The organism is Tengunoibacter tsumagoiensis (genome assembly GCF_003967535.1).
In the GTDB taxonomy this organism is placed as follows: domain Bacteria; phylum Chloroflexota; class Ktedonobacteria; order Ktedonobacterales; family Ktedonobacteraceae; genus Tengunoibacter; species Tengunoibacter tsumagoiensis.
Map to the genome: position 1 here is coordinate 4,767,391 of NZ_BIFR01000001.1, position 26,187 is coordinate 4,793,577.

The window sequence follows — 26,187 nt, forward strand, 5'->3', positions numbered from 1 at the left end:
CCACAGATCATACCCGTATCCTACTCCTTTGCAGCCACCCTCACATTAGTAAAATTTTGGCCTATTTTTCTTCGCCAATCATGCCGCGTAACAGGCTATTGCATTCAGCCATTGTGTTCAGCACATTCTGATGAATCTGGAAGACCTTGTTTAATTCGCGCGCTTTGCGAGCCAGTTTTGTTACATACTCGATATCGCGGGGGTTATTCATGACATCTTCCATTAATTGGAGAAGTTCTGCCCAGGCCAGTGCCTCACGGCTACGCGCAACGTCAGCAATGGTGCTATCCATCCGATCAGAGACGCGGCGAATGCCACTTCGTAACTGATTGGCTGTCTGAGAGATCTCGGACTCATGGCTGCGCATGGCATCCTGTGTGGCGTTCATCTGATCCTGGAGATCTTTGACCTGACCATCCAATGCTGCCAATGCCGCTACAAGCGCACTCGCATCTGGCAATGAAGGTGATGCAATACTGTTGAAACGATTAAAGTTGATTGCTCCATCAACTTTATCAGTGCCAGCCGGACGCGCTCCATTCGCAGTCCCTAGAGCTGTCTTCTCGGCAACTGGCGCAGGGGGTGGCGTGCTGGTCTCAACGACGGGCTGCTCTGCTGGTGCACTCACGGTAGGCTCCACTTTCGGCTCGGGCGCGGCAACTGGCGGGTAGTCAGTCAGAGGTGTATACGCCTTCACAACCTCAGGCTGCTCTTCATGCGAGACGGTGCCAAACTCATCTTCATGATTGCTGGTGGGTACTGTTAACAATGGATCTTCACGCGTGCGGAAGGTCGGCTCTTGTGGCACTGGAATCGTTGGCATATCCTGTCCAGCTGCCGCTGCATGCGTACGGAATACAAGCTCGTGCTCACCAATTCCTACATGATCACCATCTACTAGCTCGTATGGAGTAGTATCATCAATCTGCTGTGCATTGACAAAAGTACCATTGGCACTATGCTCGTCGTACAGCATATAGCGATTATTCTCAAAACGAACGGTCGCATGACGGCGGGATGTTAGTTTATCCTTCGATAACAATATATCACTATTGGGAGCTCGGCCAATGGTGATCTCGTCTTTATCAAGGGGATATTCCTGTAAAACCTCACCAGTATCGGAGCGAAGAATAAAGTGTGCTGGCTGCTCGATACGATCCAATGTTGCCTGGGCCGTTGGTGCTACAGTCTCACGCACTGTTGGCAGATCAGCACCTGAGGAAGCCGCGATGGTGGGAGCAGAAGGATCGGACCATCCACCAGTTCCGATAGGGCTCTGCGCAGCAGCCCAATCCTCAGGAGCCGTTGCCAGAGTCGCCTCGCTTCCCGACTGTTGTGAAGGAGTGGGGGCCTGCAAGCGATTCCCACAGTTCAAACAGAAGTTATCTCCTGGCCGCGTCTCGGCCCCACAATAGGGACACTTATCCATGATCAAAGTTCCTCCCATTCGTAGTGCGCGCAGGAATACATAATTCGCGCACATGTAAAACTTCTGTCCATTATACCAGAAGTAAAAGTTGAGCGTCGAGGGTGGTCGGAGCGATGCATGCCCATAGCGACCAATCGTCCCACTAATAGGACGAACAGACTCACTAATTTTCACGGTAACAGGCAGATTACTTATGCGCACCCTGGCGATCCAGCGAAATCGCTGCATGCGGCAGCCAGTCTACGCCTGGCTTGAGAGCACTGAACTGTCTTTGTAAGGCCTCGTCCGTTCCTCGCGCTGAAAGCACAATCTCTGTTGTATTACGCACTCCTGTACAAATCTGGACTGGTTGTCCTGTCCTGGAATCTGAACTTGCTTGCTGAACCAGTGTGAGCTCGCTCGAAATGCTGCATTGCACACGCAAGGATAAAGGTGATGCGCTCGATGAACGTTGAGACTGCGAAAATGTGATGGCATCCTGACCTTCTAATAGGTAGGTCAACACAAAGTTACTACCAAATAAGGGATCGCGCAACTGGCCAGAGGCACTCAATAAACATGTGGTTGCTGGCAGGCTCTCCGGCAAAAAAATGGTAAAGCCAAGCTTTGCTTTCACAACGCTCCAATCAGGGGTACGATCCACAGGGCCGGACGCCAGTGGTGAGGAGGCCTCTGTCCTGGGCTCTGTCACAGCCGTCTCATCCTGAAAGACTATTTGAGGCTGATGACACCAATGGAGTTGCCGCAAGGCGACCAATGGCGTTGCCGGGCTCTTGCGATTATCTCCTTCTCCAGCACACGATAGCAGCAGCAGAGCAACACAAAAACAGAGCCCCCATGTCCTCCACATATTCCATCTCTCCAGTCTCCAACCAGCCCATGGCCTCCGACGATATTCTCCAGCAGACGACATGCTTATCTCCCCCCACAACCCAAAAGGCCTGTCCACTCCCCCGAAAGGAGGCTTCAATCGTTTATGTAAGAGAAAGTTCCTTCTGGATTAGTATAGCTTATCCTATGAAAGATGACGCTATATCGCCACTCAGCAAAACGGATCTGGATGGCGTTTTCCACACAATCTGACTCTGGCCCCGCGTCAGAGCACGCTGCATTGGTACCAAAAGAGTAGGGCTTTACAGCCCCGAAAATACATGCTACCATTACACTCTGCCGACACGGATATAACGACGAAACGTCTCTTTTTTTTATCTTTTGTTACCCGGTAACGGTATACTAATAACGTGCGGTTCTCAACCCAATTATCTAAATGTTCTAGCCCGATGCAGGCAAAACTGAATTATCCCCAAAGGGGTGCTGCGTGTGAATGCGAAACAAATTTGGCAAACAACAATAGAACGGTTACAGACAAAAGTAAGCTCTGCCGTATTTACAACCTGGTTCCAGGGTACATCCGCCCTCTCTTTTCAAGATGGCGTCTTTATTGTACGTGTCCCGACGACGTTTGCCAAAGCGCATTTAGAAGGTCGCTTCCTTGAAACAATCCGCTCTATTCTCTCTGAGGTAACTGGTACGACCGTTGAGGTGCAGTTTATCGTTGCGAAAGAGGTTCCAGAGCCAAAGGCATCCGCTGGAACCGAGGAGTCCCCTTCCCCAAAACGGACCTATCGTTTGTCAAAAGGACGTTTTGCCGCCGCTCTCCGCGAAAAACGTGCCAGCACAAACGCATCAGCCATCAACTCGATGGCTCCCACAAGTCCCGCTCCTGCTCCGGCCTATCGTTCTGTCCAGCATGAGCGCCCAAAAACTCCGGCGCTCGAAGAGAAGCAGAATTTTGATGAAGAGCGCGAGTTACGGCGCCCCCGCGAGAAACGCGAGGCTCGCGAACACAGCGAGCCTCAGGAGATGCGTGGAACCCGCTCTTTCCGCGAAACTCGAGAACAGCGTGAGCTTCAGGAGATCCAGGACCATCAGGAGAACCACCTTCGTCCTCCAAAACAGATGGCCGCCGCTCATCCAGTTCAAGAGTATAGCCCAACCTTACCCGCAGGCCCTTCCTTTGAAGGTCTGCTCAATCCTCGCTATACCTTCAGCAGCTTTATTGTTGGTAAATCGAATCAGTTTGGTCACGCTGCCTCACTGGCGGTTTCAGAAAATCCAGGCCGTATCTATAATCCGCTCTTCCTCTATGGCGGTGTGGGACTGGGCAAGACCCACCTGCTCCATGCCATTGGCCATGCTGGCGAGGAGGCTGGGCTGAATGTGCTGTATGTAACCTCAGAAAAATTTACGAATGAGATTATTAATGCCATTCGCTTTCAGAAGACTGAGGAGTTTCGCGCAAAGTACCGCCAGATTGATATCTTGCTCGTTGACGATATCCAGTTTATTGCTGGTAAAGAGTCCACTGAAGAAGAGTTTTTTCATACCTTCAATACGCTCCACAACGCGAATAAGCAGATCGTTGTGACGAGCGATCGTCCCCCCAAGGCCATTAGCAGCCTGCAAGATCGCCTACGCTCACGCTTTGAATGGGGCTTGCTTGCAGATGTTCAGGCTCCTGAATATGACCACCGGCTTGCTATTCTCCGCTCCAAGGCCGAGTCCTTGCGCTTTACGGTTCCTGCTGGCGTGCTCGAGTACGTTGCTCGCCCAGAATGCAGTAGCGTCCGTGAACTGGAGGGGGCTCTCAATCGCGTCATCGCGTATGCTACCCTCCATGATGCACCTCTGACTGTTCCGCTAGCCGCACAGGCTCTTGAACATATCTATGATAAGAAGGTGGCCTCAAATCTGACCGTCTCAGAGGTTCTGGATGGGGTCAGCCGCTATTATAGCGTCGATGCCACTCTCTTGCGCGGGAAACAGCGCGATCGCGATATCGTCTGGCCCCGCCAGGTCGCTATGTATATTATGCGCGAAGAGACCAGTGCCTCGCTGCTACAGATTGGGTCCGCTCTGGGTGGCCGCGATCATACGACGATTATGCATGGCTGGGAAAAAGTCCATACTGAGATGACAAACAATGATCAGATACGCCAGGAGATTGCTGCCGTCTTAGAATCGTTCCAGCATCACTAAGAAGCACTGGCCTTACTTTTTGTTGGTTGCACCAGGGTTTTCAGAATGATAAGATAATTACTATCAAATCTAACCTCCGATCATCATGCATAAACCCTATTTCAGGAGCGATTTCCAATGCAACAAAAACAACAGCCCGCTAACTTTGATCTGTTAGCGGTGTTCCCAGATGAGGCGCTCGCCGAAGCCGCATCAGCTAAATTGCGCAAAGAAGGCTTTACCGATGACGAAGTCCATCAGATGGATCAGAGCATCGTCAGTACAAACGCTGTCTTCCGTGAGCATGGACCCGATAGTAACCGCCGCAATTTCTTCTTAGAGACCAGACGCTCTGGCCCTAACCCCTGGTTTGTTGCCTTTCTGGCGATACTCTTTGGCGTTGTCCTCAGCGCTCTGCTCTTTGGTACTACGTTTGTCATTCCCGCTCTTCCCAGACCAGGCACCGTTCTAATCGGAGCCGCAATCGGTATCGTGCTCGGGTTGATCATCGGGCTCCTACAACGAGGCCGCGTCCGTGGAGCCATTGGACAGGCTCCCACAACGACGACCAGAGCACCTGTTCGTCAACTCCCAACTGCACGTACAGTGGTAGCTCTGACGTTTGATGATCCAGAAAATATCAGTCGCAAATCACGTGCTCGCGCGATCCTCCTCAACAATAAAGGTAAAATCGATCGCAGCGTCAAACGACAAGTATAATCTTCTCTCGCACAAAAAATCCTCTCACCCAGAATAATTAGGGCGAGAGGATTTTTTGTGTAGGACTGTTTTCTATCCCACTAGTAAAATGAGTTCCACTTCGTTACAATAAAAATGAAACGGTGATAGTAGCACCATCTATCTGTTTTTTCTGGAGAAAATAAACAATGCCAGACAAGATACTTGCTCAACCGGACTTTCAAGTCCGGCCTGAGGAGGTTACGCGCAATCTGACCAGATTGCTTCCACCATATAAAGTCATTGTCTTCGATGACGATATCAACGATATGGTGTATGTCATCTTTGCGCTCTTACAGGCAGTCAACACATTAACGCAGCAGGAAGCTGAACATATCATGTTAACAGCTCACCTCACTGGCAGGGCCGTGGTTGTTGTCTGCCCCAAGGAAGTTGCCGAATATTATCAAGAACGGATTCTCAGTTATAACCTGATTGCTACCATCGAGCCAGAATAACCTCTTCCCTTCTCCAAAAGACGACCATCTTATCTGTGGTCGTCTTTTAATTTGCACAAGGTTCATCCCAAATGGTACTATAGGATGCAGCAGGATGCAGCCAGGAAATACACGTAACCTGGGACATGAGAAGCAGAACCTGGGGAATTGGGATCGGCACAATGACAATTTACCTGCGTACAATGTATTATTGAATATGGAGTCTCTGTTCCTGGGTACATTACGATCTATGTATACTTGTGCTATTGACGCTGCTTGCTGTAAGCGATAGAATCCGTAAGATTCAATTATCCAAGACAGCAGACGGTCTTTAAAACAATGCTGACACTAATCACTGAAGGTGCCAGATGATGCTGTTTATCACGCTCCATCAGGAGGGGAGAAATCATGGTACACTTATGGGGTTCCCGAGCCAAGGAAGAGACAGAGATAAGTAAGTCCGCCTTAGGCGAGTGCGCTGCGGGCGATATCGCCGTTGTGCTGGCCGGTGACAAGCTTGACTCAAATCTAGTCTATCTCGGTTGCCAGATGGCGAAAGGAGCCAGACGTAAGGTCCATCTTGTCCACGTTATCGAAGTGCCTCGAGCACTACCTCTCAAAGCTGTACTCTCACAAGAATCCGAACGTGCCGATCATTTGTTAAGTGCTGCTATGGAGATTGCTCGCAAGGTTGGTAGCGATCCAATTGCTGAGGTGGTGCAGGCCCGCGATGCCGGCCCCGCTATCGTCGATGAGGCTCGCGATCACCACTGTGGATTACTCTTAATCGGACTGACACGACCAACCATTGGAAAAACACATGCAGATCTAGACCGTACGGTCGCTTATGTCTTAGCAAATGCTCCTTGTCGCGTCTGGCTGGTACAGGATCCCCCGGCCCAAACGACAATAGCAAAATAACCGGTCTGGCTCAATGGCCCCCATTGCAGTGGACCATTGAGACTGGAGAGCACAGGCCCTTCGGGCTCTGCTTTTTCCAGTCTATGAATCTGTGCCAACAGCAATCTCATCAACGCTGTATCTCTCTGGCTCATGAGAGTACTTCAGTGGATTGAGAACAGCTTTCACATCTTTATCTTCAGCTTTTTCCCTCTCTCTCGTGCTACATCTTCACTATTGTATACGTATTACAAGTGTCCATTTGTTTTTACAACGATATGATGACTACCATACCATCGGGGAGAAATTTGACTATGACTGATGCAGCCACCACAGGCCAGACCCCACAGCGCGATTACTATCAAGCCCTCTATCAGGCCGCTCTAACCATCTCGTCCAGTCTGGATCTCGATCAGGTACTTCAAAGTGTGGTGATAAGTATCACAAAAGCAATGCAGGTGAAAGCCTGTGGCTTGCGTTTACTTGACAAGGAAAGTGGTCTTCTCCACCTCAGTGCTGTCTATGGGCTTAGTGAGAACTATCTCAGTAAAGGGCCCGTTGATGTTGTCCATAGCCCCATTGATCATGAGGCTCTCCATGGCTCTCCTGTCTCTATCCATGATGTACGCATCGATCCACGCTTTATGTATCCAGAGGCCGCTCGCCAGGAAGGCCTGATCTCGGTTCTCTGTGTCCCACTTGAGGTCCGTGGCGAGGCTATTGGCGTTATGCGCGTCTATACCAATACTCCTGTCGATTTTCATGAAGACGATATTCAGTTTTTATCTGTGCTCGCTAGCCTTGCCGCCCTTGCAATTGAAAATGCGCGGCTCTATGAGAGCGTCAAAAGCTCTTATCATGGTGTGATGAATGCTTTTTGGGGCGCTCCCAACGTTTTTTAAGCCACACATGTTCGCTACCTCTTGCTGTTCTATCCAATCTGGGTGTTGGTAAGGTAAGGGGATGTAAAAACTGTTAATTCCCCTGTCTGCCGACCCGGTACAGGAAACAAACGCGCAGATAGTGGCTTACGCAAACGGAGCGCTAAGGTCGCCACATCCAGTAACAGGTGAGCCATGACTGCTGGTTCCGTCTTACCAGCCAGTGGAATAGTATCTAATCCTGTACCACACACAGCCGAATAGAGGAGCAATTGATGCGGCGTGAGGCGTTTCTCCGCCCATCTTTGCCCCAATAGACGGTCCTCTAATACTGGCAACATGAGACCGCAATAGCCACAGGTAGGCAGCCCGGTACTTTTGAAGGCCTCTGTGAGTGCGGCCACAACCGCCAGTGTCCCTGCATCTCCAAACTCTCCATATCCACAACTCTCTAAGGCTGGTACAATACTCTCTTCGCCCATTGGGGCAGGCGAGAGATCGATACCACCGAATCGTATCTGCTTCCCCCGAACAAATTCTTGCGCCATGCTCACGATCGGTCCCGCTGCTCTCTCTAAAGCTGTTCTCACACGCTCTGTGATCATTGACAATCCTAATGGCTCTGTTCGCTTGCTCTCTCCGCTGGCTAACTCTTCGGTGAGAAGAGAGGCCCCCTGCAAACCGATGCTGAGACTACTGGGACCTTCATGATAGGCGCTGGGGAAAAAAGGGCTTCCTGGCTCAACGCAGGCTAACATGGCAAAACGAAAATTCCCAAAGCCTTCATCTGTCTCATGGGCCAGGCGCTGAATAATCTCTGCCGTTGGAAGCGCTGCCTCTGGACGCAGACCATATCTCTGGGTGGCGAGTTGGACGGTCATACTAATTGCAGTGGTAGCAGCTAAAATATCTGCCACCTGCTCTAAAGGCTGCAATGAGACATGAGGCTCACTCACCTGCACCGTTCCAACTGAACAGTATTCTAATCCAAAGTCATCCAGCATCTGTTGCAGCTCTCGTGCATAGACGAGAATGGCTGCTGCCGACCAATCAGCCAGATCCTGGAATAGCGAGCGCGTGGAGATGCGCAGAGTCTGTACTGTATAGCCTGCGGCGGCATACTGTGCTGATGCCTCCTGCAATATATGCGCTGCCTGCCCAAGGATACTGGCGGGCAAGGGATGGCTCTCGGCTATCCCCAACGTCAATGTGCGTATCGTAACCATACTTCCTATGATCCCTTATTTCCACTAAATTGCTGTCTGAAATCCTCTCTCCCACCCTACTTGACGAATTCCTACCGCTACCGTACACTTCGTGACAGCACAACAAAAACGGAGAGAATTAAACATGGTGACGCATGATGCCAATGTACAACATGATACAAAACAGGGCTGCTTCCTTTGCTCACTTGATCCAAGCAAACAGCATTGCCAGGCAGCCCAGCTCTCTGGACGCATCGTTACCGCTCTCGAACGCCAGGTTGATAATGAACGCATTCCGATTCTCATTCTCGACACGGGCTCTCAACAGGTCGAGCTCTTGCTGGATCGCAGCTATTATCGCTCGTTGATCAATGAGATTAAGGCTCGCGGAGATGTTGTGGGCTCTTATCAACTGACACTCCAGGTCTATCATCTCCCATATGCCCCGGAAGTGATTGAATATCCAGGGCGCACACGGCTCCGTTACCGCACCAATGCATATACGCTTGCGGTCCTTGAGCCTGATATCTTGCTCAATATTACTGATCTCAATCAAGCTGAATACTGTGGACGCCAATATACGCTGAAACGTCTGCTCCCTTCTACCTCATCGCCTGCGACGATTCGTGGTAATCTGATTCATCATGCTTTTAAAGAGCTTTTGAAAGAGCATGATCGCCAGCCAGCACAGACTACAACAGGCGAGGAAAATGCTGGCGAGTCCGCGCTGCAAGTACTCCAACGCCATTTTACTGAGGCGCTGGATCTCTCTCTGCTCGAGATGGCGCTCGCCGATATCCAGGTCGAGACGATGAGGGAAGAGGTGGCCCCTCATCTGGAGAGCCTTGCCCACTGGTATGAGCATGAGCGCAATACGCTCTGGGATCTTCCTGCCTCTTATACAGATCAGGTTGGCCAGGGTGACAATGCAGAGGCGAATCAGGTTCGCGCTGAGACGTTCCTGCTCGCACCTGAAATCGGTCTTCGCGGACGACTGGACCTCTTCTGGCAACAATCTGGTCGCCAGCGTCTGCTTGAACTAAAAACGGGGGGCGCGAAGGGAAATCTCCCACAACGCGACCATCGCTGGCAGGTCTATGGCTATCATGCCTTACTCACTGTTCGACGCGATTCCCAGATGAAGAAAGCGCTTGCTACTCTGCTCTATAGTGGGACGCCATCACAGGCTCAGGCCTTCGGCATTCCAGCTACGATTCGCGAGATTCAGCGCGTTAATGAGACCCGCAATCTACTGGTGCTTAGCCGCGTCACGCAGGTCCCACCCGCTCCTCCAGGGCCGTCGCGCTGTACCCGTTGCTCGCTCCTCGAACACTGCCAATCCATCTCAAGCATGCTTGACTGGCCCATGCCTGAACCTGATTTTGAGCAGCTAAAACAGCGCCAGCAGGCCACTCCGCATGCTTCTGTTCAGCATACAACACTCCAGACCAGTGAAGAGAAAGTATTCTTCCAAAAATACTATCGGCTCCTCCAACTTGAGGGGCGCGAAGGCGAGAAACAGCAAGCGACGCTCTGGAAGACCACTATGCGCGAACGCCTCGAGCTGGGAATGTCGATACAAGGCCTGGAACCACTTGAACGACCTCAGGTGGAGAAAGATGGCTGGCGACAGGATTTTCGTTGTACCAATACCTCTGAACTGCGCGAGGGCGATGAGATCCTGCTAAGCGATGGCAATCCCATCTCTGGCGAGGTCGTTACTGGCACGATTATGCGGCTGAGCTCTGAGCAGATCTCAATCTGGACGCGTGAACTTATCGCACATCCTACCTCAATCGATCGCTATGATAATGATCTGGTGCATATGCGCACCCTTCAGAATCTCTGGCGCTGGCAACAGGCAACTCCTCATCTTCGTGACCTCGTCGCTGGTAAGATTCGTCCTCGCTTCAAAGCCCTCTCTGATCACCAGGGGGCTCGCTCAGACTTTAATGCTGAGCAGAACCTTGCCGTTGAACGTGCCCTCCAGATGCAGGATTATCTGCTCATTCAAGGACCTCCTGGCACTGGCAAGACCAGTGTCATTGCTGAGATTGTCAAACGGCTGGTTGCCGAAGGACAACGAGTTATGCTGGTCGCGTTTACTAATCAAGCTGTGGATAATATGCTCAAGCGGCTCGAGCGAGAAGGTTTTCAGCAGTATTTGCGCCTGGGCCATGAGCGTAGCGTTGATGAGTATATGCGCCCCCATCTGCTCAAAGAGCTCGTCGAACAGGCTTTAGCTGATCCACGGACCACTGCGCCACGAGCGGCCTTCTTACGCACTGCCGTACCAACAGATCCTGGTACAGCCGTAAGGGAGATCCTCTTTACGATGCCAGTTGTTGCCTCAACAACAGCAACCTGGTCATCCGATAAATATATACCACAATCGGTGCAAAATGGTGAGGATCTTACTCCCAATGGAGGGCTCAGCTTCGATGTAGCCATTATCGATGAAGCTGGTCAGCTCACTATCCCAGCCTTATTGGGAGCCTTGCGCTTTACAAAACGCTTTATCCTGGTTGGTGATGAAAAGCAGCTTCCTCCTCTCGTTCTGAGCAAGGAGGCAGCAGAGGCAGGTCTCGCTATTTCTCTCTTCAGCCAGCTCAAACAATGGGATGAAGACTATATGCAAGCGCACCCTCTTAGCATCAGTGCCTGCGTTCCGCTACGCACACAATATCGCATGAATAAGTGGATTGCGAATTTTTCATCGCGCGTCTTCTATGACAATCTATTGCAGGCCGATCGCTCTATTGCCAATCGTACGCTGAGCTACCAGCACAGTCAGCGTCTATTGCCCTCAGCAGAGACTGCTATTACCAGGGCACTGAAGCCAGAATGGCCCCTGGTATTCCTGGATGTGCGAGAAGAGACCTTCAATCCAGAGGGCAAGCTGAGCATCATTGAGGCCGAGACCATTCGCGAACTCGTTGCGACGTTACTCTCACGTGGCATCCCACCGCATGAGATTGGCATCATTGCTCCCTATCGAGCACAGGTTGCCAATATCCGCCGCCATCTGTTTAGTGCTTTCCCTCCGCTGGGCTGGGAAGGACTTTCAGCGGACACTCCTCTCAGTGTAGATACCGTTGATCGCTTCCAGGGTGGTGAGCGCTCCGTGATCATTATGTCCTTTGCCACGAATCAAGAACCAGCTCTGGAGAGCCCACGCCGTGATTTTCTCATTAATGGCAATCGTCTCAACGTGGCACTTACCCGCGCCCAGAGGAAACTAATCCTGGTTGGTAATGCAAGAGCACTTGAAAATCTTCCCATTTTCAGTCGCCTGATTACCTATTGTCGCAGCATGAACACACTTATCACCTCACACTAGCCAATAGTTCCCGGCTCTGTTATAATTGCGACAAGATTGATTGTTCAGTGCGATCATCATAGACGAAAGGGGGCAGCATAATGGAAACAACACTCTCCTTAAAGCTGTGCATCCTTTCACATGCGATTGATCCGCTGCTCCACTAGCACGATCATCACCAGAACGCTTCTCAAGCACGTCTTCGGACCACCTTTGATGCACAGTCTCCCTCAAACTATTTTGCATACGTTTACGCGCTCGTTCAACGCGTACGAGCGCTTTAGAAAAAGCACATCAAAGGAAATACTATGTCAACCAATCATATACGGACAGTCATTACAGAAGGCGTGAACGCAACTGACCTTCCCAGACTACAGGCCTTAATCGCAATCTGCCAGCAGCACGATCAGATACACTTTCCCGTTAATGTGGCCGAGACACCAGGTACTGCCCTGCTTTATTATGAGACAGACACACTGCTGGGATTTGCCTACCTGCTGGGTGAACACAACCCGGAGCTCCTGGGAGCCGTCCACCCTCATTATCGCCGCCAGGGTATTGGCCGAAGCCTCCTGCAAACGGCTCAAACCTGGTGTCGCACCCGCCAGCAAGAAAGTCTCCTGGTCGTTGGATTAGACACCATTCCCGCGGGCACTGCCTTTGCCAAAGCCGTTGGCGGAGAACTGAGCTTCTCTGAATATCATATGGTGCTCTCCAACACTGATTCCCAGTCTTCACCTTTCTTGAATGAAGAGGGGTTAAGCTTACGCCTGGCAACCCATAACGAGGCCAGTGAGATCAGCCACTTGAGTAGTACAGCCTTTGGTGACGATCCAGCAGAGATAGAACCATGGATTACCAGAGAGATTCTGAGATCCAACCGCCGCTTCTTCTTTATCGAGCTTCACGGCACACCAATTGGCACCATCAGCGTTGTTGGAGAAGGAGAAGGGAGCATCGATATCACAACTTTTGGCATCCTTCCAGCCTATCGCCAACGCGGGTATGGTCGAAAAGTCCTCCAACACACGGTAGCTATGCTACAGGCCGAAGGCTGGTCGCAGATTGCCCTCGATGTAGAGACTGACAATACCAATGCTCTCTTCCTCTATCAATCCTGTGGCTTTCATCAGCAACAAGCATATCACTACTTTAAAATACTGCTTTAAAATACTGCTTTAACTTCTCGCTTGAACATACAACTCTAAGCTATACAGCTCTCACAACATCCCTAAAGCGAATGCAGGTCGATGAAGCCCTGCTTAAGCGCATAGATAAGCAGTTGAGTACGATCACAGAGTGAAAGCTTTCGATAGAGACTTTGCAAATGATTGCGAACAGTCTTTTCACTGACTACAAGCACACTGGCAATCTCTTTAGGAAGCATTCCTCTGGCGATCAAAAGTAAAATTTCGTGCTCGCGTGCTGTCAAATCTCCCATAGCTTCTCTCCTCTGCGTCTATATTGCGTCTTCTGCGTCTATATTGCGTCTATAGTAGGTACAGTTCGCCTGACAGAAAAATCCGTTAGAGCGTGGAGAATGATGAAAGAAAAGGTGCCGTCACTTATAATGAACATCGGACTGTCTCCAGGGAATGAGGATAGACCGCACCTTTCTTTCTCTTACCTTCACTATACAGCTCTGTCGTTACATTTATCTGTATCTAGCAAGCGTAACAGGGTTAATTTTTGCAGATACAGGCAGAAAAATCTTAACCTCTTCGAACATACTCGATATCCTCTACTGGTAGGACTGCACGTTAGATCTCACAAGCTTGATCAAGGCCTGGAACGGACCCCTTTCGCTCCATAGACCTTTGACAATCACCGTTTCTTGGGCTATAGTACTCACAGAATATATTCCGACCAAATTACTCGGATTAACGTTGAAGACAATGACAAGGGACGGTACGCTCTATGGCAGAAATCAATCAAGCAGCGATAATGGACGCTCTTCACGAGTGTTATGATCCAGAAATTCCTGTAAATATCGTCGATCTCGGCCTGATCTATGGTGTAGATATCGATAATGAACAAGGTAGTGTCCAGATTACCATGACGCTAACCGCTATGGGCTGCCCCATGGCTGGGGAGGTTATGAGTGAGGTTCAGATGCGCGTGGAAGAGGTCGAAGATGTGAAGAGCTGCAAGGTCGATATTACCTTTGATCCGCCCTGGTCTCCCGATCGTATGACCGAAGACGCCAAGTGGGAACTTGGAATGGTCTAAATCAGGTGGCACGTTTAAACGGTTTTCACAACAGTTTGAACGTGCTTTTTCTTTTCAATGGCCTCTTTCAATACTATATGGTACAACCCGTTCAGCATTGACTCTCAATTCTTTTTTTGCTACTTCGAGCGATCGTTATACTGGTTGGAGAAGCTATATGTGGTAGGGAGGAGACGCTATGCCATTACAGAAAAAGGACCACTCACCATCTGATCTTGTCCAGGCGACACAGGTAACCACCCACTCACGCTTTCGACGTCCTGGCTTTCTTTTTAGCCTCGTCGGACTGCTTTTTGTTCTTCTGATAAGTGGCTTTACGGCCTACAACCGGCTCTACCAGCCCTATCAGAGCCATCTTCAGTCAACTGCAACGGCTCTGTATGCGCTCTCCGCTACGCGACAAAGTAACGAAGAGCACTTTACACACATCACAGCGACTGCTCAGAGTAAGAATAATGCCACAGCTACTACTGTCTCACAGCTTCAGGATGACTATACGCGGCTTACGCAAAAAACTCCATTCCTCACTGATACCCTCCAGAAACCTGATATTTTTAATTGGGAGACCGATAGCGGCTGCTCCTTTAACAATGGTTCCTATCATGTAAGCGTTACCCAGAAGGGTTATTTTATCTCCTGTACCGCACTCAATACCCATTTCCAAAATTTTATCTATCAGGCGCACATGAAGTTCTTGCGCGGCGATAAAGGCGGGATTATCTTTCGCGCCAACAGCAAAAACTCGACATTTTATCTCTTTCAGATCGGGCAGGATCAAAGCTACGATATCTATTACTATCCCGATAAAACAGGCACAACTGCACAACATCTTACGGGAGGACAGAGCTCTTTGATTGCAACAAATAATCAGCAGGAGAATGTGTTAGCAGTGCTCGCTCGAGGCAAAACCTTTCACTTTTATCTCAATGGGACGTATCTCACAAGTGTTGAAGATGCAGCTCGCTCGACTGGACAGATTGGGGTCATTGCCGATGACCTTCATACGGCAACTGAGATCGTGTATACACAGGTACAGGTCTGGCAATTATGACCCGCTCACGCTCATGGGCGCTTTTTGACAAAGAGAGTTGGCAGCGAAAGCTCTAAATGGTATACTAACACAGCAATAACACCACCACTGGCATTCGTGAAGAAAAGTTGAGTTGAAGCTATGCAAGCATACGTTCTACCTAAAGGCGTGATGTTCTCTATCCTGATACTGACCATTCTATTGATGACAAGTGGGGTCGTCTTACTGTTCTATACGACGGTCAGTCATCCTGCTGAGCTACGCAGCCAGGCAACGGCTACTGTTCGTTCTCTTCAGACCGCTTCTACTAATTCAACGGTAACGGCTCAAGCCCAGACAACAACGATTGCTCAGGGACAGGCCAGGGCTGTTGCAACCTCTCTGGCTCAGGCCACTATACAAGCTCAAGCTACGACAACCGCTCAACAGGCTATCTATACACAAGCAACCAGCGGTACTCCATTGTTAACCTCAACGCTGGCCGAACAAGGTACTGCCAATTGGGATACCTATAGTGCTCAAGAAGGCGGGGGATGCTCCTTTAGTGATGGAGCCTTTCATGCTGCTATTCTTGGCAAGGGGTTTTATCTCTCCTGCTTCGCTCAGGGCAAAGCGCTGGCAGATCTCACCAATTTCGCTCTCGAGGTTCAACTCAATCCAATCCAGGGAGATGCAGGCGGCGTTATTTTTCGCGCTAACGATCAAACTCATACCTCTTATATGTTTCGACTCACTCATGATGGCTACTTTAGCCTGGATGCCCGTACCGATCCTTCTCATGGTACAGCTTTAGCGTATGAGAAAAATCCGCTTGTCTCATTCGCTCCAGGCAAGAAGCTTACCCTTACGATTATTGCTCAGGGAAGCAATATCTATCTTTATATCAATAAGCAGCTGGTCGGTAGCGTCAATGATACGACGTATAGTACAGGCAAAATTGGCTTTTTCGCCAGTGATACGACGAATCCGACAGAGATGGCGTTCTCAAATCTACGTGTCTGGAAGCTATAGATGCCCTTCGCTGGCCCTCTTGAATTGACACTTTTCTCACATGCGAGAGATAAACCCAACAAATGGCGTACTATTTATGTTACAATTCGAATGCATTGTTGAACAATTCTGTTTAATATATTCAAGCATTGAAACTTTCTTTTCTATTTTATAGCAATACTGTAAGAAGAGATAACGTTTTTCAATTCCTGTATTTATAGTATGACTTCATACTGTTCTCTCTCCTTCAGTATGCCTTTTTGGAGATGAACTATTATGCATTGTAAAGTTTGCCAGATGGAGCTCCCTTCAGATCAGGACGTTTGCCCCAACTGCCACCCATCTGAACAGTATGCCTCTGCAACAGAACTGCAAAGCCCCGAGGAGACACAAACGCTTCCTCATCTCTCAACTGATGAGCCTGAGGGACAAGCTCCACTTCCGCTGGAGTCTTATCATACCGTACCAGCTGCTGTGCTTTCAGAACCTATCGCTGCGGTATCACCACTGGCTTATACTGACCCGACTCAGTATCCGCTGCCATCAGCTCAACCACCTGTACGGCCAACGGCAAAACCTCTCAATGTGTTTCTGCCACTTCTGATTGCCATTATTATCATTGGCTCTCTTTTACTGATTGAAAACACTGGCGTGATCTACTATGCCGCTGTGGCTCATCCTGCTGAGGTCAATCACACAAATGCAGCTCTGGGGACGATCTCGGCTCAGGCAACGACCAGGGCACAAGAGCTCTCTTCTGCTCAGAGGCAGATCAATCTCTCAAACAAACAGACCAATGATGCCATTGCGAAGTTAGATGCAGCCCCTCAAACTCTCTACAGTTCAATGACGAGTATTCCAGCTATTATTAATGATCCATTACAGCAGAATACCTATCTGTGGGATATCTACCAGGATAGATACGGGAATGCGTGCGGCTTTAGTAATGGAGCGTATCATATCTCGACTCGCCAGAACAATGTATTTGTTCCATGTCAAACACCGATCATACCCTCTGTCGGAAATTTCGCGTTACAAATTCAAATGAATATTCTCTCTGGTGATGAGGGCGGGATTATCTTCCATGCCGATATCAATAATGACAGGTTATACAAACTGTCTTTTGGGGTAGATGGTGATTATAGTCTCTTTACCTATGTTGATAACGTTGGGGACCATGCTAAAAAAGTTCAGAGTGGCCATGCCTATGATTTCCATAGTGGAGCAGGTCAGATGAATCAAATTATGCTGATCTCGCAGAATAATACTTTTTTTATCTACGCCAATCAGCAGTTAGTCACGGAGATTCACGATACAACCTACACAAATGGGTATATCGCCCTGTTTGCTGAGGAAGAGAAAAATACGACGGAAGTTGCTTTCAGCAATTTGCAACTCTGGTAGTTCCTCCAGTAGGAAATTATTGTAGCAGCAATTTATTTATAACAGATCTGAGCATGAGACTCGTCAATGCTCAGGTTGGAGATAAAACAGAATGCATTGTAATGTCTGCGGCACAACTCTTACATCCGAACAGGTGGTCTGTCCAACTTGCCATACTCCAATTTCTATCTCGCAAGGATTGGAGGATTTCCATGCAAATGCTATCCGTTCAGCGTCAATGCCCGAACAGGCTGATCGGCTTGCTTTCGAACAGGAGACAATATCGACTCCTACCAATTTTTCTTTGACTGCTGAACAGCCACTATCAGGTGCGCCAACACTTGATGATCAAGAGTCTACCATCAAAACGCCTGCTGTTGAGCCAGTCTCTCCAGTCGCTAAGGCCCCAACCCTGATCACTCCTGATGAGATCCCTCCAGTCGATGAGGCCCCCAATCTCATCACTCCTGATGAGGTCTCTCCTGTCGATGAGGCTCCCACTCTCATCACTCCTGATGAGGTCCCTCCTGTCGATGAGGCCCCCACTCTCATCACTCCTGATGAGATCTCTCCAGTCGATGAGGCTCCAACTCTCATCACTCCTGATAAAGAGATTTTCGGTGCTCAAACCTTTCCAGAAGAGGGTTCATTCAGAGAGCCCGTCACAGCCTTCGAAGCCCAACACGCAACGGCATCGCTTCAGGAACCTGTGGCGACGGATGCTGAACTACCAACCTTACAAGAGGCTCCCATTCCCTCTGAACAGACGCTTGCACCACTTGATCAGAGCAGATATTCATCGACGTTCATTCCATTTGTGCCGGATAAACCAGCCGCTTCGGTCGCGTATCCAGCTCCAACGAACGCACAGAAGATCCATAAACCCAGATGGTCGATTGGTCTATTGATAGCTCTCGTGGTGGGATTGGTGGCCTTATTTGGCGAAAGTGGTGGAGTGATCTATTATGCTGCCGCAACGCATCCCGCTGAGGTTCGCCACAATGTACAGACCTTTGCCACCGCTCATGCCAGAGCTACGGACACAGCCAATCAGGTCTCTACTGCTCAGGCACAGGCGACTACTACAACGAAAAAGGCTTCTGTAGCCCTGGCCAGTATCGATACTGATCATAAAACGCTCTATACAGTGGCAACGCAAGGTCAACCTACATTCAATGATCCCATCAATGATCAAGCGAAATCAAACTGGGAAATTGTGAATGAAAGCGATAAGAGTTGTCTCTTTCAAGGTAAAGAGTTTCATATACAGATAAATAACACCAATCATTTTTATTACTGTGCAAACTCTGATATCAAACCAATGGGAGATTTTGCGCTCCAGGTGCAGATGAAAATTGTTTCAGGGGATGGAGAGGGCCTTATTTTCCGCGTCAACAATTCAACGAATGAGTATTACTGGCTCTCTCTGACCCAGGATGGCTTCTACGAATTTGATAACGTTGGAAAAAGCGCGATGACTCTTTTACAAAGTGGCCCTGTTCCTCAATTCCATACAGGGCTGGGCCAGACGAATCAGTTAACGCTTATTACTCAGGGACCTGAGATCTCTATCTACGTCAATCAAACGTATGTCACAAGCATCCATGATACAGCATATATTTATGGCGATATTGCGTTGATGGCGAATAAATATACCCAGAATACTGATGTGATCTTTAGCAATCTCCAGATCTGGGCTTTTTCCTGATGTTTCTGTGACGTCTTTCAGCAGTTCTTGACTCAGCTCTCTGATTGGAGGGCTGAGTCACTTCTTTTATTCTACAGCGGTCTGGTCCTATGCCCTGGCGACAGGACCTATGACTCTTAGGCGATATGCATGCACGAGCATCGTTTCTGTGCTATTCTATCATTTGAAGTCAAACACCTTGGAGTTATCTCTACCCATGCTGAACTCATACAAACGAACATTGCAGAAACAGGAGCGATTAAAGCACGATGTCTGAGAGAACGCCCGAAGAAGTACAGCCCTCTCTGGCGACAGAGACAACTCTGCCGTTGACGACTCCTCTCCCCAGGGAGGAACTTCCAGAGACAGGCATACCCCAACCTCCAACAACCACAAAACCTGTCTGGCCTCCTCCACCACGCACGCGCAAAAGCACCAGACTCTCAACGATCCTAAAAGTGATTGTCCTGGTCCTGGCACTGTTGCTGGTTATTGGCGGCTTTAGCTTTATTACCTATTCCACAACGACACAGTTCCGCTCTTCTATCACAAGTTCGCTGGCCGCCGAGGTTAAAGCTACCAGTAGTGTGCAGAAGACTGCACAGGCTCAGGCTCAAAGCACAGCCAATGCACTCAATACAGCCCAGACAAATATCGAAGCAACAGCCACCGCCCAATCAGATACAGTAGCTCAGGCGACAGCCGCCGTTGACAACGCTACAGCTACAGCTTCTGCATTGGGGGATCTCTATACAAACTCAACCAATGGAACGCCGCTCTTTGATGATCCATTAAGCGATAATACTGGCGCAGGCAAATGGGATGAGGGGGCCCCCTCTACAAATACTGGCTGCACATTCTCTACTACTGATGTGATGTATCATGTAAGTGAGGCGACACAAGGCTATCTTCAGCCATGCGTTGCTCAGGCAACGCGCTTTAGTAGTTTTGCGTACCAGGCTCGCCTGACGATCAATAAAGGCAATCCTGGTCAGGCTGGCTTGCTCTTTCGCATCGATAGCACCAATAAAAATTATTATTTCTTTCATATCGGTTCCGATGGCTCGTACGCATTAGATCTCTATCAAAATGCTAATCCAAATACGTTAATTAAAGGACGCAATTCTGCTATTACGATTGGTATGGGACAGTCTAATACACTGGCAGTGATCGCAAATAGTAATCGCATCAACCTTTATGCGAATGGAACATATCTCGATAGTGTTAATGACAGCACTTTCAGTGCCGGGAAGATCGGGCTAGGGGTCATTAATCAGGGAACGCCTATTGATGTCTCCTGTAGCGACGCTCAGGTCTGGTCCTTACAGAGCTCTGATCCTTCTCTTTCTTCACCAACGCCTGATCCATTCGCTTCTCCAACCCCCAGTGCTTCAGCCTCGGCTGACGCAACAGGAACGACAAAGGCAAAGACAGGACAATAACACAGACCTGAAAAAATGAGGAACCCTTGCTTGACAAAACACATATCGACTGCTATGCTGTGCCTAAAGTAAAAAGATCGGCAACGATTGGGAGAAGTAACTCGACTCTTCTGTTTAGAGAGCTGTGGGATGGTGCAACACAGTCGGCTGAGCGAGCGAAGTCCGCCCAGGAGCCCACGCGAGAAGCGATTGCGGTGCCCCCGTTAACAGGCAAAGAGGAGTTTCAACTGCGGTTGAATGAATTAAGGTGGCACCACGATTCTGCGCATCCTGCGCCGTCGTCCTTTCACAAGGAGACGGCGTTTTTTTATTGTTTTTATTCATGTTTTTATGCATTATCGAAGGAGAGACTCTGATGCTAGATCTCGCATTTATCCGCAGCAATCCTGACATCGTGAAGGAGGCAGCTCGCGTCAAAAATAATTCGCTCGATATCGATGCTCTTCTGGCTCTGGATCAACAGGTCATCACGTTACAAAAAGAGGTTGAAGAGGCCCGCGCTCGCCAGAACCAGCTCTCGAAACAGATTCAACAGGCCGCCAAAGAGAAAAATACAGAGCTCCGCACTAGCCTGATTGCTGACGGCAAACAACTGGCAGAGACCATCAAAGAGAAGGAGCCTCTGCTGAACCGCTTAGTCGATGAACGCTATAATCTCTTGCTGCTCGTGCCCAATATTCCCGATCCCAGCGTTCCCGTTGGAAAGGATGAGAGCGAGAATGTTCCCTTTAAATATTGGGGCGAACCCACAACGTTTGATTTTCCTGCTCTCGATCACTACGATCTCATGCAGAAATGGAATCTGGTCGATATCGAACGAGCGGTCAAAGTCGCTGGCTCGCGTAGCTATGTGCTCAAAGGTGATGCGGCCCGCCTTGAGCTAGCCTTGATCAATTTTGCGATGGATAAGATGGCAAAAAAGGGCTTTACGCCTCTTATCGTCCCCTCGATGGCCCGTGATTTCGCCTTTATTGGCAATGGACAGTTTCCTAAGGGCCGCGATCAGGTCTATGAGGTGAAAGATCAGGAGCTCTTTCTGGTTGGCACCGCCGAGGTATCAATTACAGGAATGTATAAAGATGAGATTCTAAAATATGAAGAGCTTCCGCTAAAATTTGTTGGCTATAGCCCCTGCTTTCGTCAGGAGGCGGGAACGTACGGAAAAGATACTCGTGGGGTCTTCCGCATCCATCAGTTCAATAAGGTTGAACAGTATATCATGTGTCAGGCCGATCATCAGGAGTCGCTCTACTGGTTCGAACAGTTGTTGAGCAATGCTGAGGAGCTCATCCAGGCCCTGGAATTGCCATACCGTGTCATCAATGTCTGTACAGGCGATATGGGCGATGGAAAAGTCGGGATGTATGATATCGAATGCTGGATTCCCAGCGAGGGCCGCTATCGCGAGACCCATTCGTGTTCGTACCTCCATGACTGGCAGGCTCGCCGCGCCAATATTCGCTATCGCGATGAGGATGGTAAGGTGAAGTTTGTCCATACGCTGAACAATACGGCGATCGCCTCGCCACGTATTCTGATTCCTTTACTGGAGACTCATCAACAGGCCGATGGCCGTATCCGCATCCCCGAAGCCCTGCGCCCCTATTTAGGCGGCCAGGAATATATCGGCTAACCAGATCAGTGGTGGTCGTACATCGCAAGATTTCGCAGGTCTCGCGATGTACGACCACCACTGAATGACAGGTATCTCTATCAATTACACATTCAGTGCAATAATCTCGCCCTGTACACTACCCGCCTCATCATCAATCGTAAGCAGGCCAATGCTACAGGACGGCTGACGGCGACGATCAGTGGCGCTGCCAGGATTGAAGAGAAGTTGGCCATCATGCTCTTGATTGTAAGGATTATGGCTGTGTCCAAAGATTACCACACGCGCTGTGGGGAACTCTCGTCGCGCCGTCTGAGCATATTGTGTAGCCTCTCCCAGAATATGGACAATGCCGATCCTACAGTTACCCACTACAATCTCTCGCTTGATTGGCAGCTTGAGCGTAACCTCTTCCCGCTCCACATTCCCCTGCACCGCCACAACGGGCGCAATCGTCTCCAACTGAGCAATCACCCCTAAAATAGAAAGATCGCCTGCATGAATAATCAGCTCAACATGCGCAAAATAGTCCCAGATAGCTTCTGGAAGCTGCGTAAAACGGGGAATATGCGTATCCGAGATGACTCCTATCTTTCTAAGCATGAACAGCACCCTTCTCTCTTCCCTTCACACCAGACAGACACCAATTGAGGCCACTCTCCTTGGTAAAAGTCCGTTTTTTGGGATATATTACCTATGGTCTTTTTCTAGTCGGTTGTTGGAATAGGCTTGCTCATCGAACTTGTTTTATCAACCGTACTTAACAATAAGACAGTTTCAGTCTCCCAATATCACTGTGTTGGGATAGAGGCTCAGCCTTGCTGGCCTAACCCTCTTATAGCATAAGGTTTTCAATGCGTATAGCTATCATATCAGATATTCATGGCAATCAACTTGCCTTTCAGGCGATCCTGGCCGATCTCGCCAAACAGCCTGCGGTCGATCAAATGATTATTGCTGGTGATCTCTGCTTGAATGGACCCTGCCCTGGCGAGGTCATTACCATGCTCAAAGCTCTTGACTGCCCTGTTATTCAAGGAAATGTCGATAGCGATGTGGTGAATCAGACTTCCAAAAAAGGGCCAAAGAAACAGGCAGTTATTAACTGGACGCGAGAACAGATTGGACCTGACGGGATCGAATACCTCCGCAATCTCCCACAGTCCTATCTTGTGACCAATCCAAAGGGTTCGGATCTTCTGGTTGTCCATGCCAACCCTCTTAATCAGGAGGAGGCCATCTTCCCCACCTCACCTAATAGCAAGCTTGAACATCTACTGGGTGGATTACCAACCACCATTGGAGCCCTGGCCTTTGGGCACTATCATGTCGCCTATTCCAAGCGCTGGCGGCATCTCTTACTTGTGGATACGGGAAGTTGTGGCCTGCCGCGCGATGGCGATGTTCGCGCCTCCTATGCTATTCTGACCTGGAAGGATCACAGCTGGCAGGCTGAACATCGACGGATCAAATATGATCTCAAGGCTGTCGTCAAACAGCTAAAAACCAGTGGTATTCCCAATGTCGAGAAACGCATTAAAGTTCTCACTGAAGCCAGATATTAGGATCGCACAGCCAACATCAATGACTATAAAAATACGCAAGCTCGCAAAGACGCGAGCTTGCGCTATTCATGGCTAGCAAAAAAAGACGACAGTTGATTAGAGCACCGGGAATGTCCACCGGTCATCTCTTGCCAGATAATCCCTAGTATTGGTGAACGTCAACGCTACTGCTTCCGTTGCAGTCGAACCATCCATAAAGGCGGACTCTTCTCCTAGATAGCTGGCAGCATCTCCGATATCTTCCAGCTCCAGTTCTTCAATGATTGCGCGTAGTTCTCCTGTTGTAGTCATTGCAGATCTCCCAGTCCATAATACCTTCTTTTTTCTCATTCACTCCCATCCTCTCAACAAACATCCTTACGTTTCTCTCTTTAAACCTACACTGAGGCCAGGGGTAGCATCAATAGAAGATAGAGAAAACATGTCTGCATTTATAGATACGTTTAAACCTGGTTGAAGATCACTCCTCCTTCCAGCCCATAGGCCAAATAGGCCAACCCTCATTTACGAGACATGATCCCATGCCCGGTTGCACTTCTATAAGCCCCAGGGAACCTGGAAACAACTGAGGTCATGGCAGCCGAGTATCGTCGCGAAGCTCGACGTGATATAATGACAAAAATCACATGCAGACGAAGAGGGCGGCGGGACCCCAATCCATCATAGAAAGAACAGCAATAACAATCCATTAAGGTGTAGTAACCTGTCTACTTCTAGATTGTCAGGAGTTTTACATGACAAGCACGCATTACAATGTCGCTGTAATTGGCGCTGGCCCTGGGGGCTATGTCGCCGCTATTCGCGCCGCCCAGAGTGGCGCAAAGGTCGCGATTGTAGAGAAACAGTATATGGGTGGGACCTGCCTGAATGTTGGCTGCATCCCATCTAAAGCGATGCTCCATGTGGCCGAGGCATTCCACAATCTCTCTACATTGGATGAACTGGGCATCACTCTATCAGGCAAACCAACCTTCAATATGGCCAAAGCGGTTGCCTTTAAGGATAAAGTGGTCAAACGTATGACCGGTGGTGTCAGTTTCCTGATGAAGGGCAATAATATCGATGTCTTCGATGGCATTGGCTCAGTGGATGCCTCACGCACGGTGACGGTGACCAATAATGGCACGACGCAACAATTTAGTGCCGATAATATTATCCTGGCAACAGGCTCCGTTCCTCTGATGCCTCCTATGCCTGGCATCGATGGCACGAATGTGATGAATAGCGATACCTGCTGGAATCTAACCGCCACTCCCAAAAGCCTGGTCTGTGTCGGTGGTGGCGTCATCGGCATTGAGCTGGCCTGTATGTTCAATGCTCTGGGAACAGATGTCACGATCCTGGAGATGTTGCCCAATATTCTCGCTCCAGTCGATGAAGAGGTACGCAAACTGCTGCAACGCCTCCTGGCTAAACGCGGTATTAAGGTCGTGACAGGGGCACGCGTTGAAGGCATCAGCGATACAAAAGGCCTGAAACAGGTTACTGCCACCACTGATAAGGGTCAACAGACCTACGATGCCGAGTATGTCTTGATGGCTGTCAGCCGACGCGCCAATACAACTGGCCTGGAGAAGCTGATCGAACAGGGCCTTGATACCGATCGTGGCCGCGTTCGCGTGAACGATAAAATGCAGACGAATCTTCCCGGTATCTATGCAATTGGTGATCTCATCCATGGCGCTGGCCTGGCACATGTGGCTTCAACTGAGGGCGAAGTCGCCGCCGATAATATCAATGGCAAAGACACTGTCATGGATTATGATGTGATTCCTAATCCTATCTATACCTTCCCTGAGATCGCTTTTGTTGGCTTGACCGAGGCGGCTGCAAAGGAGAAGTACCCTGAGGCTCGGGTGGAACGCTTCCCATGGACGGCCATCGGTAAAGCAGTTGCAACAAGCGATACAGAGGGCTTCACAAAAGTTATTGTGGGCAAGTATGGCGAGCTCCTGGGCGCTCATATCATTGGCCCGGATGCCACAAATCTCATTAGCGAGTATTCGCTGGCTATGCGCGGCGAGCTCACTGTCGATGAGATTAGCGAGACGATCCACCCGCACCCCTCTCTCAGTGAAGGGCTACGCGAAGCGATCCTGGCTGTTACCGGCCATCCTCTGCATATTCCGCCAAAACAAGCTGCCAAAGCTGCTCGCTAAGCACGCCTCTTTAGACAGAAGAGCGCCAGAAGATCCTTCTATTGAAGTGAGTTCTGGCGCTCTTCTGTCTGTCATGAGCGCCTTTTCCCTGCTTATCTACTTATCCCCCGGGATAAGCTCAGGCACACAGATAGGAAGAATGGCCAGATACACACTTTTTATT

At 49.5% G+C, this 26,187-nt stretch carries 22 protein-coding genes and 1 other annotated feature; of the genes, 16 read left to right on the forward strand and 6 right to left on the reverse strand.

Features of this window, described 5'->3' with window-relative positions; translation table 11 throughout:
- Window positions 1-61: 61 nt before the first annotated feature.
- On the reverse strand, window positions 62-1,657 hold the full coding sequence (locus EL628_RS18620; RefSeq protein ID WP_126581411.1) for an FHA domain-containing protein: 1,596 nt from the start codon (window positions 1,655-1,657) through the stop codon (window positions 62-64).
- Entirely contained in the window at window positions 1,617-2,342 is a 726-nt protein-coding gene (locus EL628_RS18625) for a hypothetical protein (RefSeq protein ID WP_126581412.1), read from the reverse strand. The genes EL628_RS18620 and EL628_RS18625 overlap by 41 nt, the downstream gene beginning before the upstream one ends.
- 407 nt (window positions 2,343-2,749) lie before the next feature.
- Between EL628_RS18625 and dnaA the strand changes: the two genes are divergently transcribed.
- From dnaA to EL628_RS18650, 5 genes are all read left to right on the forward strand, one after another.
- Window positions 2,750-4,468, forward strand: a complete 1,719-nt coding sequence (gene dnaA / locus EL628_RS18630) for a chromosomal replication initiator protein DnaA (protein ID WP_161975600.1) — start codon at window positions 2,750-2,752, stop codon at window positions 4,466-4,468.
- 117 nt (window positions 4,469-4,585) lie between these two features.
- Window positions 4,586-5,167: a hypothetical protein gene (locus tag EL628_RS18635; RefSeq protein ID WP_126581414.1), complete on the forward strand. Its 582-nt coding sequence runs from the start codon at window positions 4,586-4,588 to the stop codon at window positions 5,165-5,167.
- 167 nt (window positions 5,168-5,334) lie between these two features.
- Window positions 5,335-5,643 (forward strand): ATP-dependent Clp protease adaptor ClpS, encoded by a 309-nt coding sequence (locus tag EL628_RS18640; protein ID WP_126581415.1) that lies wholly within the window; start codon window positions 5,335-5,337, stop codon window positions 5,641-5,643.
- A gap of 387 nt (window positions 5,644-6,030) precedes the next feature.
- A complete protein-coding gene (locus tag EL628_RS18645) occupies window positions 6,031-6,543 on the forward strand; it encodes a universal stress protein (RefSeq protein WP_126581416.1) in 513 nt (170 codons plus the stop codon).
- A 293-nt stretch (window positions 6,544-6,836) separates the two neighbouring features.
- Window positions 6,837-7,424 carry a GAF domain-containing protein gene (locus EL628_RS18650; protein WP_161975601.1) on the forward strand — a complete coding sequence of 196 codons (588 nt, stop codon included), beginning with the start codon at window positions 6,837-6,839 and terminating at the stop codon, window positions 7,422-7,424.
- Window positions 7,425-7,453: 29 nt separating this feature from the next.
- On the opposite strand, the gene EL628_RS18655 is transcribed toward EL628_RS18650, so the two are convergent.
- Window positions 7,454-8,629, reverse strand: a complete 1,176-nt coding sequence (locus tag EL628_RS18655; RefSeq protein ID WP_126581418.1) for a DUF711 family protein — start codon at window positions 8,627-8,629, stop codon at window positions 7,454-7,456.
- Between the two features lie 124 nt (window positions 8,630-8,753).
- Between EL628_RS18655 and EL628_RS18660 the strand changes: the two genes are divergently transcribed.
- Together EL628_RS18660 and EL628_RS18665 are read left to right on the forward strand one after the other, a co-directional pair.
- Entirely contained in the window at window positions 8,754-11,948 is a 3,195-nt protein-coding gene (locus EL628_RS18660) for an AAA domain-containing protein (RefSeq protein WP_126581419.1), read from the forward strand.
- A gap of 287 nt (window positions 11,949-12,235) precedes the next feature.
- Window positions 12,236-13,096 carry a GNAT family N-acetyltransferase gene (locus EL628_RS18665; RefSeq protein WP_126581420.1) on the forward strand — a complete coding sequence of 287 codons (861 nt, stop codon included), beginning with the start codon at window positions 12,236-12,238 and terminating at the stop codon, window positions 13,094-13,096.
- A gap of 62 nt (window positions 13,097-13,158) precedes the next feature.
- Here the strand turns inward: EL628_RS18665 and EL628_RS18670 are convergent, their stop codons facing one another.
- Window positions 13,159-13,368, reverse strand: a complete 210-nt coding sequence (locus EL628_RS18670) for a response regulator transcription factor (RefSeq protein WP_126581421.1) — start codon at window positions 13,366-13,368, stop codon at window positions 13,159-13,161.
- 503 nt (window positions 13,369-13,871) lie between these two features.
- On the opposite strand from EL628_RS18670, the gene EL628_RS18675 reads away from it, so the two are divergent.
- The 7 genes from EL628_RS18675 (at window position 13,872) to serS (ending at window position 22,321) form a co-directional block, all read left to right on the forward strand.
- Window positions 13,872-14,156 carry a metal-sulfur cluster assembly factor gene (locus tag EL628_RS18675; protein WP_245994155.1) on the forward strand — a complete coding sequence of 95 codons (285 nt, stop codon included), beginning with the start codon at window positions 13,872-13,874 and terminating at the stop codon, window positions 14,154-14,156.
- 178 nt (window positions 14,157-14,334) lie between these two features.
- Window positions 14,335-15,207 carry a 3-keto-alpha-glucoside-1,2-lyase-like domain-containing protein gene (locus tag EL628_RS18680; RefSeq protein ID WP_126581423.1) on the forward strand — a complete coding sequence of 291 codons (873 nt, stop codon included), beginning with the start codon at window positions 14,335-14,337 and terminating at the stop codon, window positions 15,205-15,207.
- A gap of 120 nt (window positions 15,208-15,327) precedes the next feature.
- Window positions 15,328-16,197, forward strand: coding sequence for a 3-keto-alpha-glucoside-1,2-lyase-like domain-containing protein (locus EL628_RS18685; protein WP_126581424.1), 870 nt, complete (start codon window positions 15,328-15,330; stop codon window positions 16,195-16,197).
- A gap of 255 nt (window positions 16,198-16,452) precedes the next feature.
- Window positions 16,453-17,580: a hypothetical protein gene (locus EL628_RS18690; RefSeq protein WP_126581425.1), complete on the forward strand. Its 1,128-nt coding sequence runs from the start codon at window positions 16,453-16,455 to the stop codon at window positions 17,578-17,580.
- Window positions 17,581-17,671: 91 nt separating this feature from the next.
- Window positions 17,672-19,267, forward strand: coding sequence for a hypothetical protein (locus EL628_RS18695; protein WP_126581426.1), 1,596 nt, complete (start codon window positions 17,672-17,674; stop codon window positions 19,265-19,267).
- Window positions 19,268-19,515: 248 nt separating this feature from the next.
- On the forward strand, window positions 19,516-20,688 hold the full coding sequence (locus EL628_RS18700; protein ID WP_126581427.1) for a hypothetical protein: 1,173 nt from the start codon (window positions 19,516-19,518) through the stop codon (window positions 20,686-20,688).
- A gap of 74 nt (window positions 20,689-20,762) precedes the next feature.
- Window positions 20,763-20,977: a binding site (T-box leader), on the forward strand.
- Window positions 20,978-21,043: 66 nt separating this feature from the next.
- Complete coding sequence (gene serS / locus EL628_RS18710) at window positions 21,044-22,321, forward strand: serine--tRNA ligase (protein ID WP_126581429.1); 1,278 nt, start codon at window positions 21,044-21,046, stop codon at window positions 22,319-22,321.
- 84 nt (window positions 22,322-22,405) lie between these two features.
- Here serS and EL628_RS18715 read toward each other — a convergent pair whose 3' ends face one another.
- A complete protein-coding gene (locus tag EL628_RS18715) occupies window positions 22,406-22,903 on the reverse strand; it encodes a metallophosphoesterase family protein (RefSeq protein ID WP_126581430.1) in 498 nt (165 codons plus the stop codon).
- Between the two features lie 251 nt (window positions 22,904-23,154).
- Between EL628_RS18715 and EL628_RS18720 the strand changes: the two genes are divergently transcribed.
- Window positions 23,155-23,865: a metallophosphoesterase family protein gene (locus tag EL628_RS18720; protein ID WP_126581431.1), complete on the forward strand. Its 711-nt coding sequence runs from the start codon at window positions 23,155-23,157 to the stop codon at window positions 23,863-23,865.
- Window positions 23,866-23,961: 96 nt separating this feature from the next.
- Here EL628_RS18720 and EL628_RS18725 read toward each other — a convergent pair whose 3' ends face one another.
- Window positions 23,962-24,156, reverse strand: coding sequence for a hypothetical protein (locus EL628_RS18725; RefSeq protein ID WP_126581432.1), 195 nt, complete (start codon window positions 24,154-24,156; stop codon window positions 23,962-23,964).
- 443 nt (window positions 24,157-24,599) lie between these two features.
- On the opposite strand from EL628_RS18725, the gene lpdA reads away from it, so the two are divergent.
- A complete protein-coding gene (gene lpdA, locus EL628_RS18730; RefSeq protein ID WP_126581433.1) occupies window positions 24,600-26,024 on the forward strand; it encodes a dihydrolipoyl dehydrogenase in 1,425 nt (474 codons plus the stop codon).
- The last annotated feature ends 163 nt before the right edge of the window (window positions 26,025-26,187 follow it).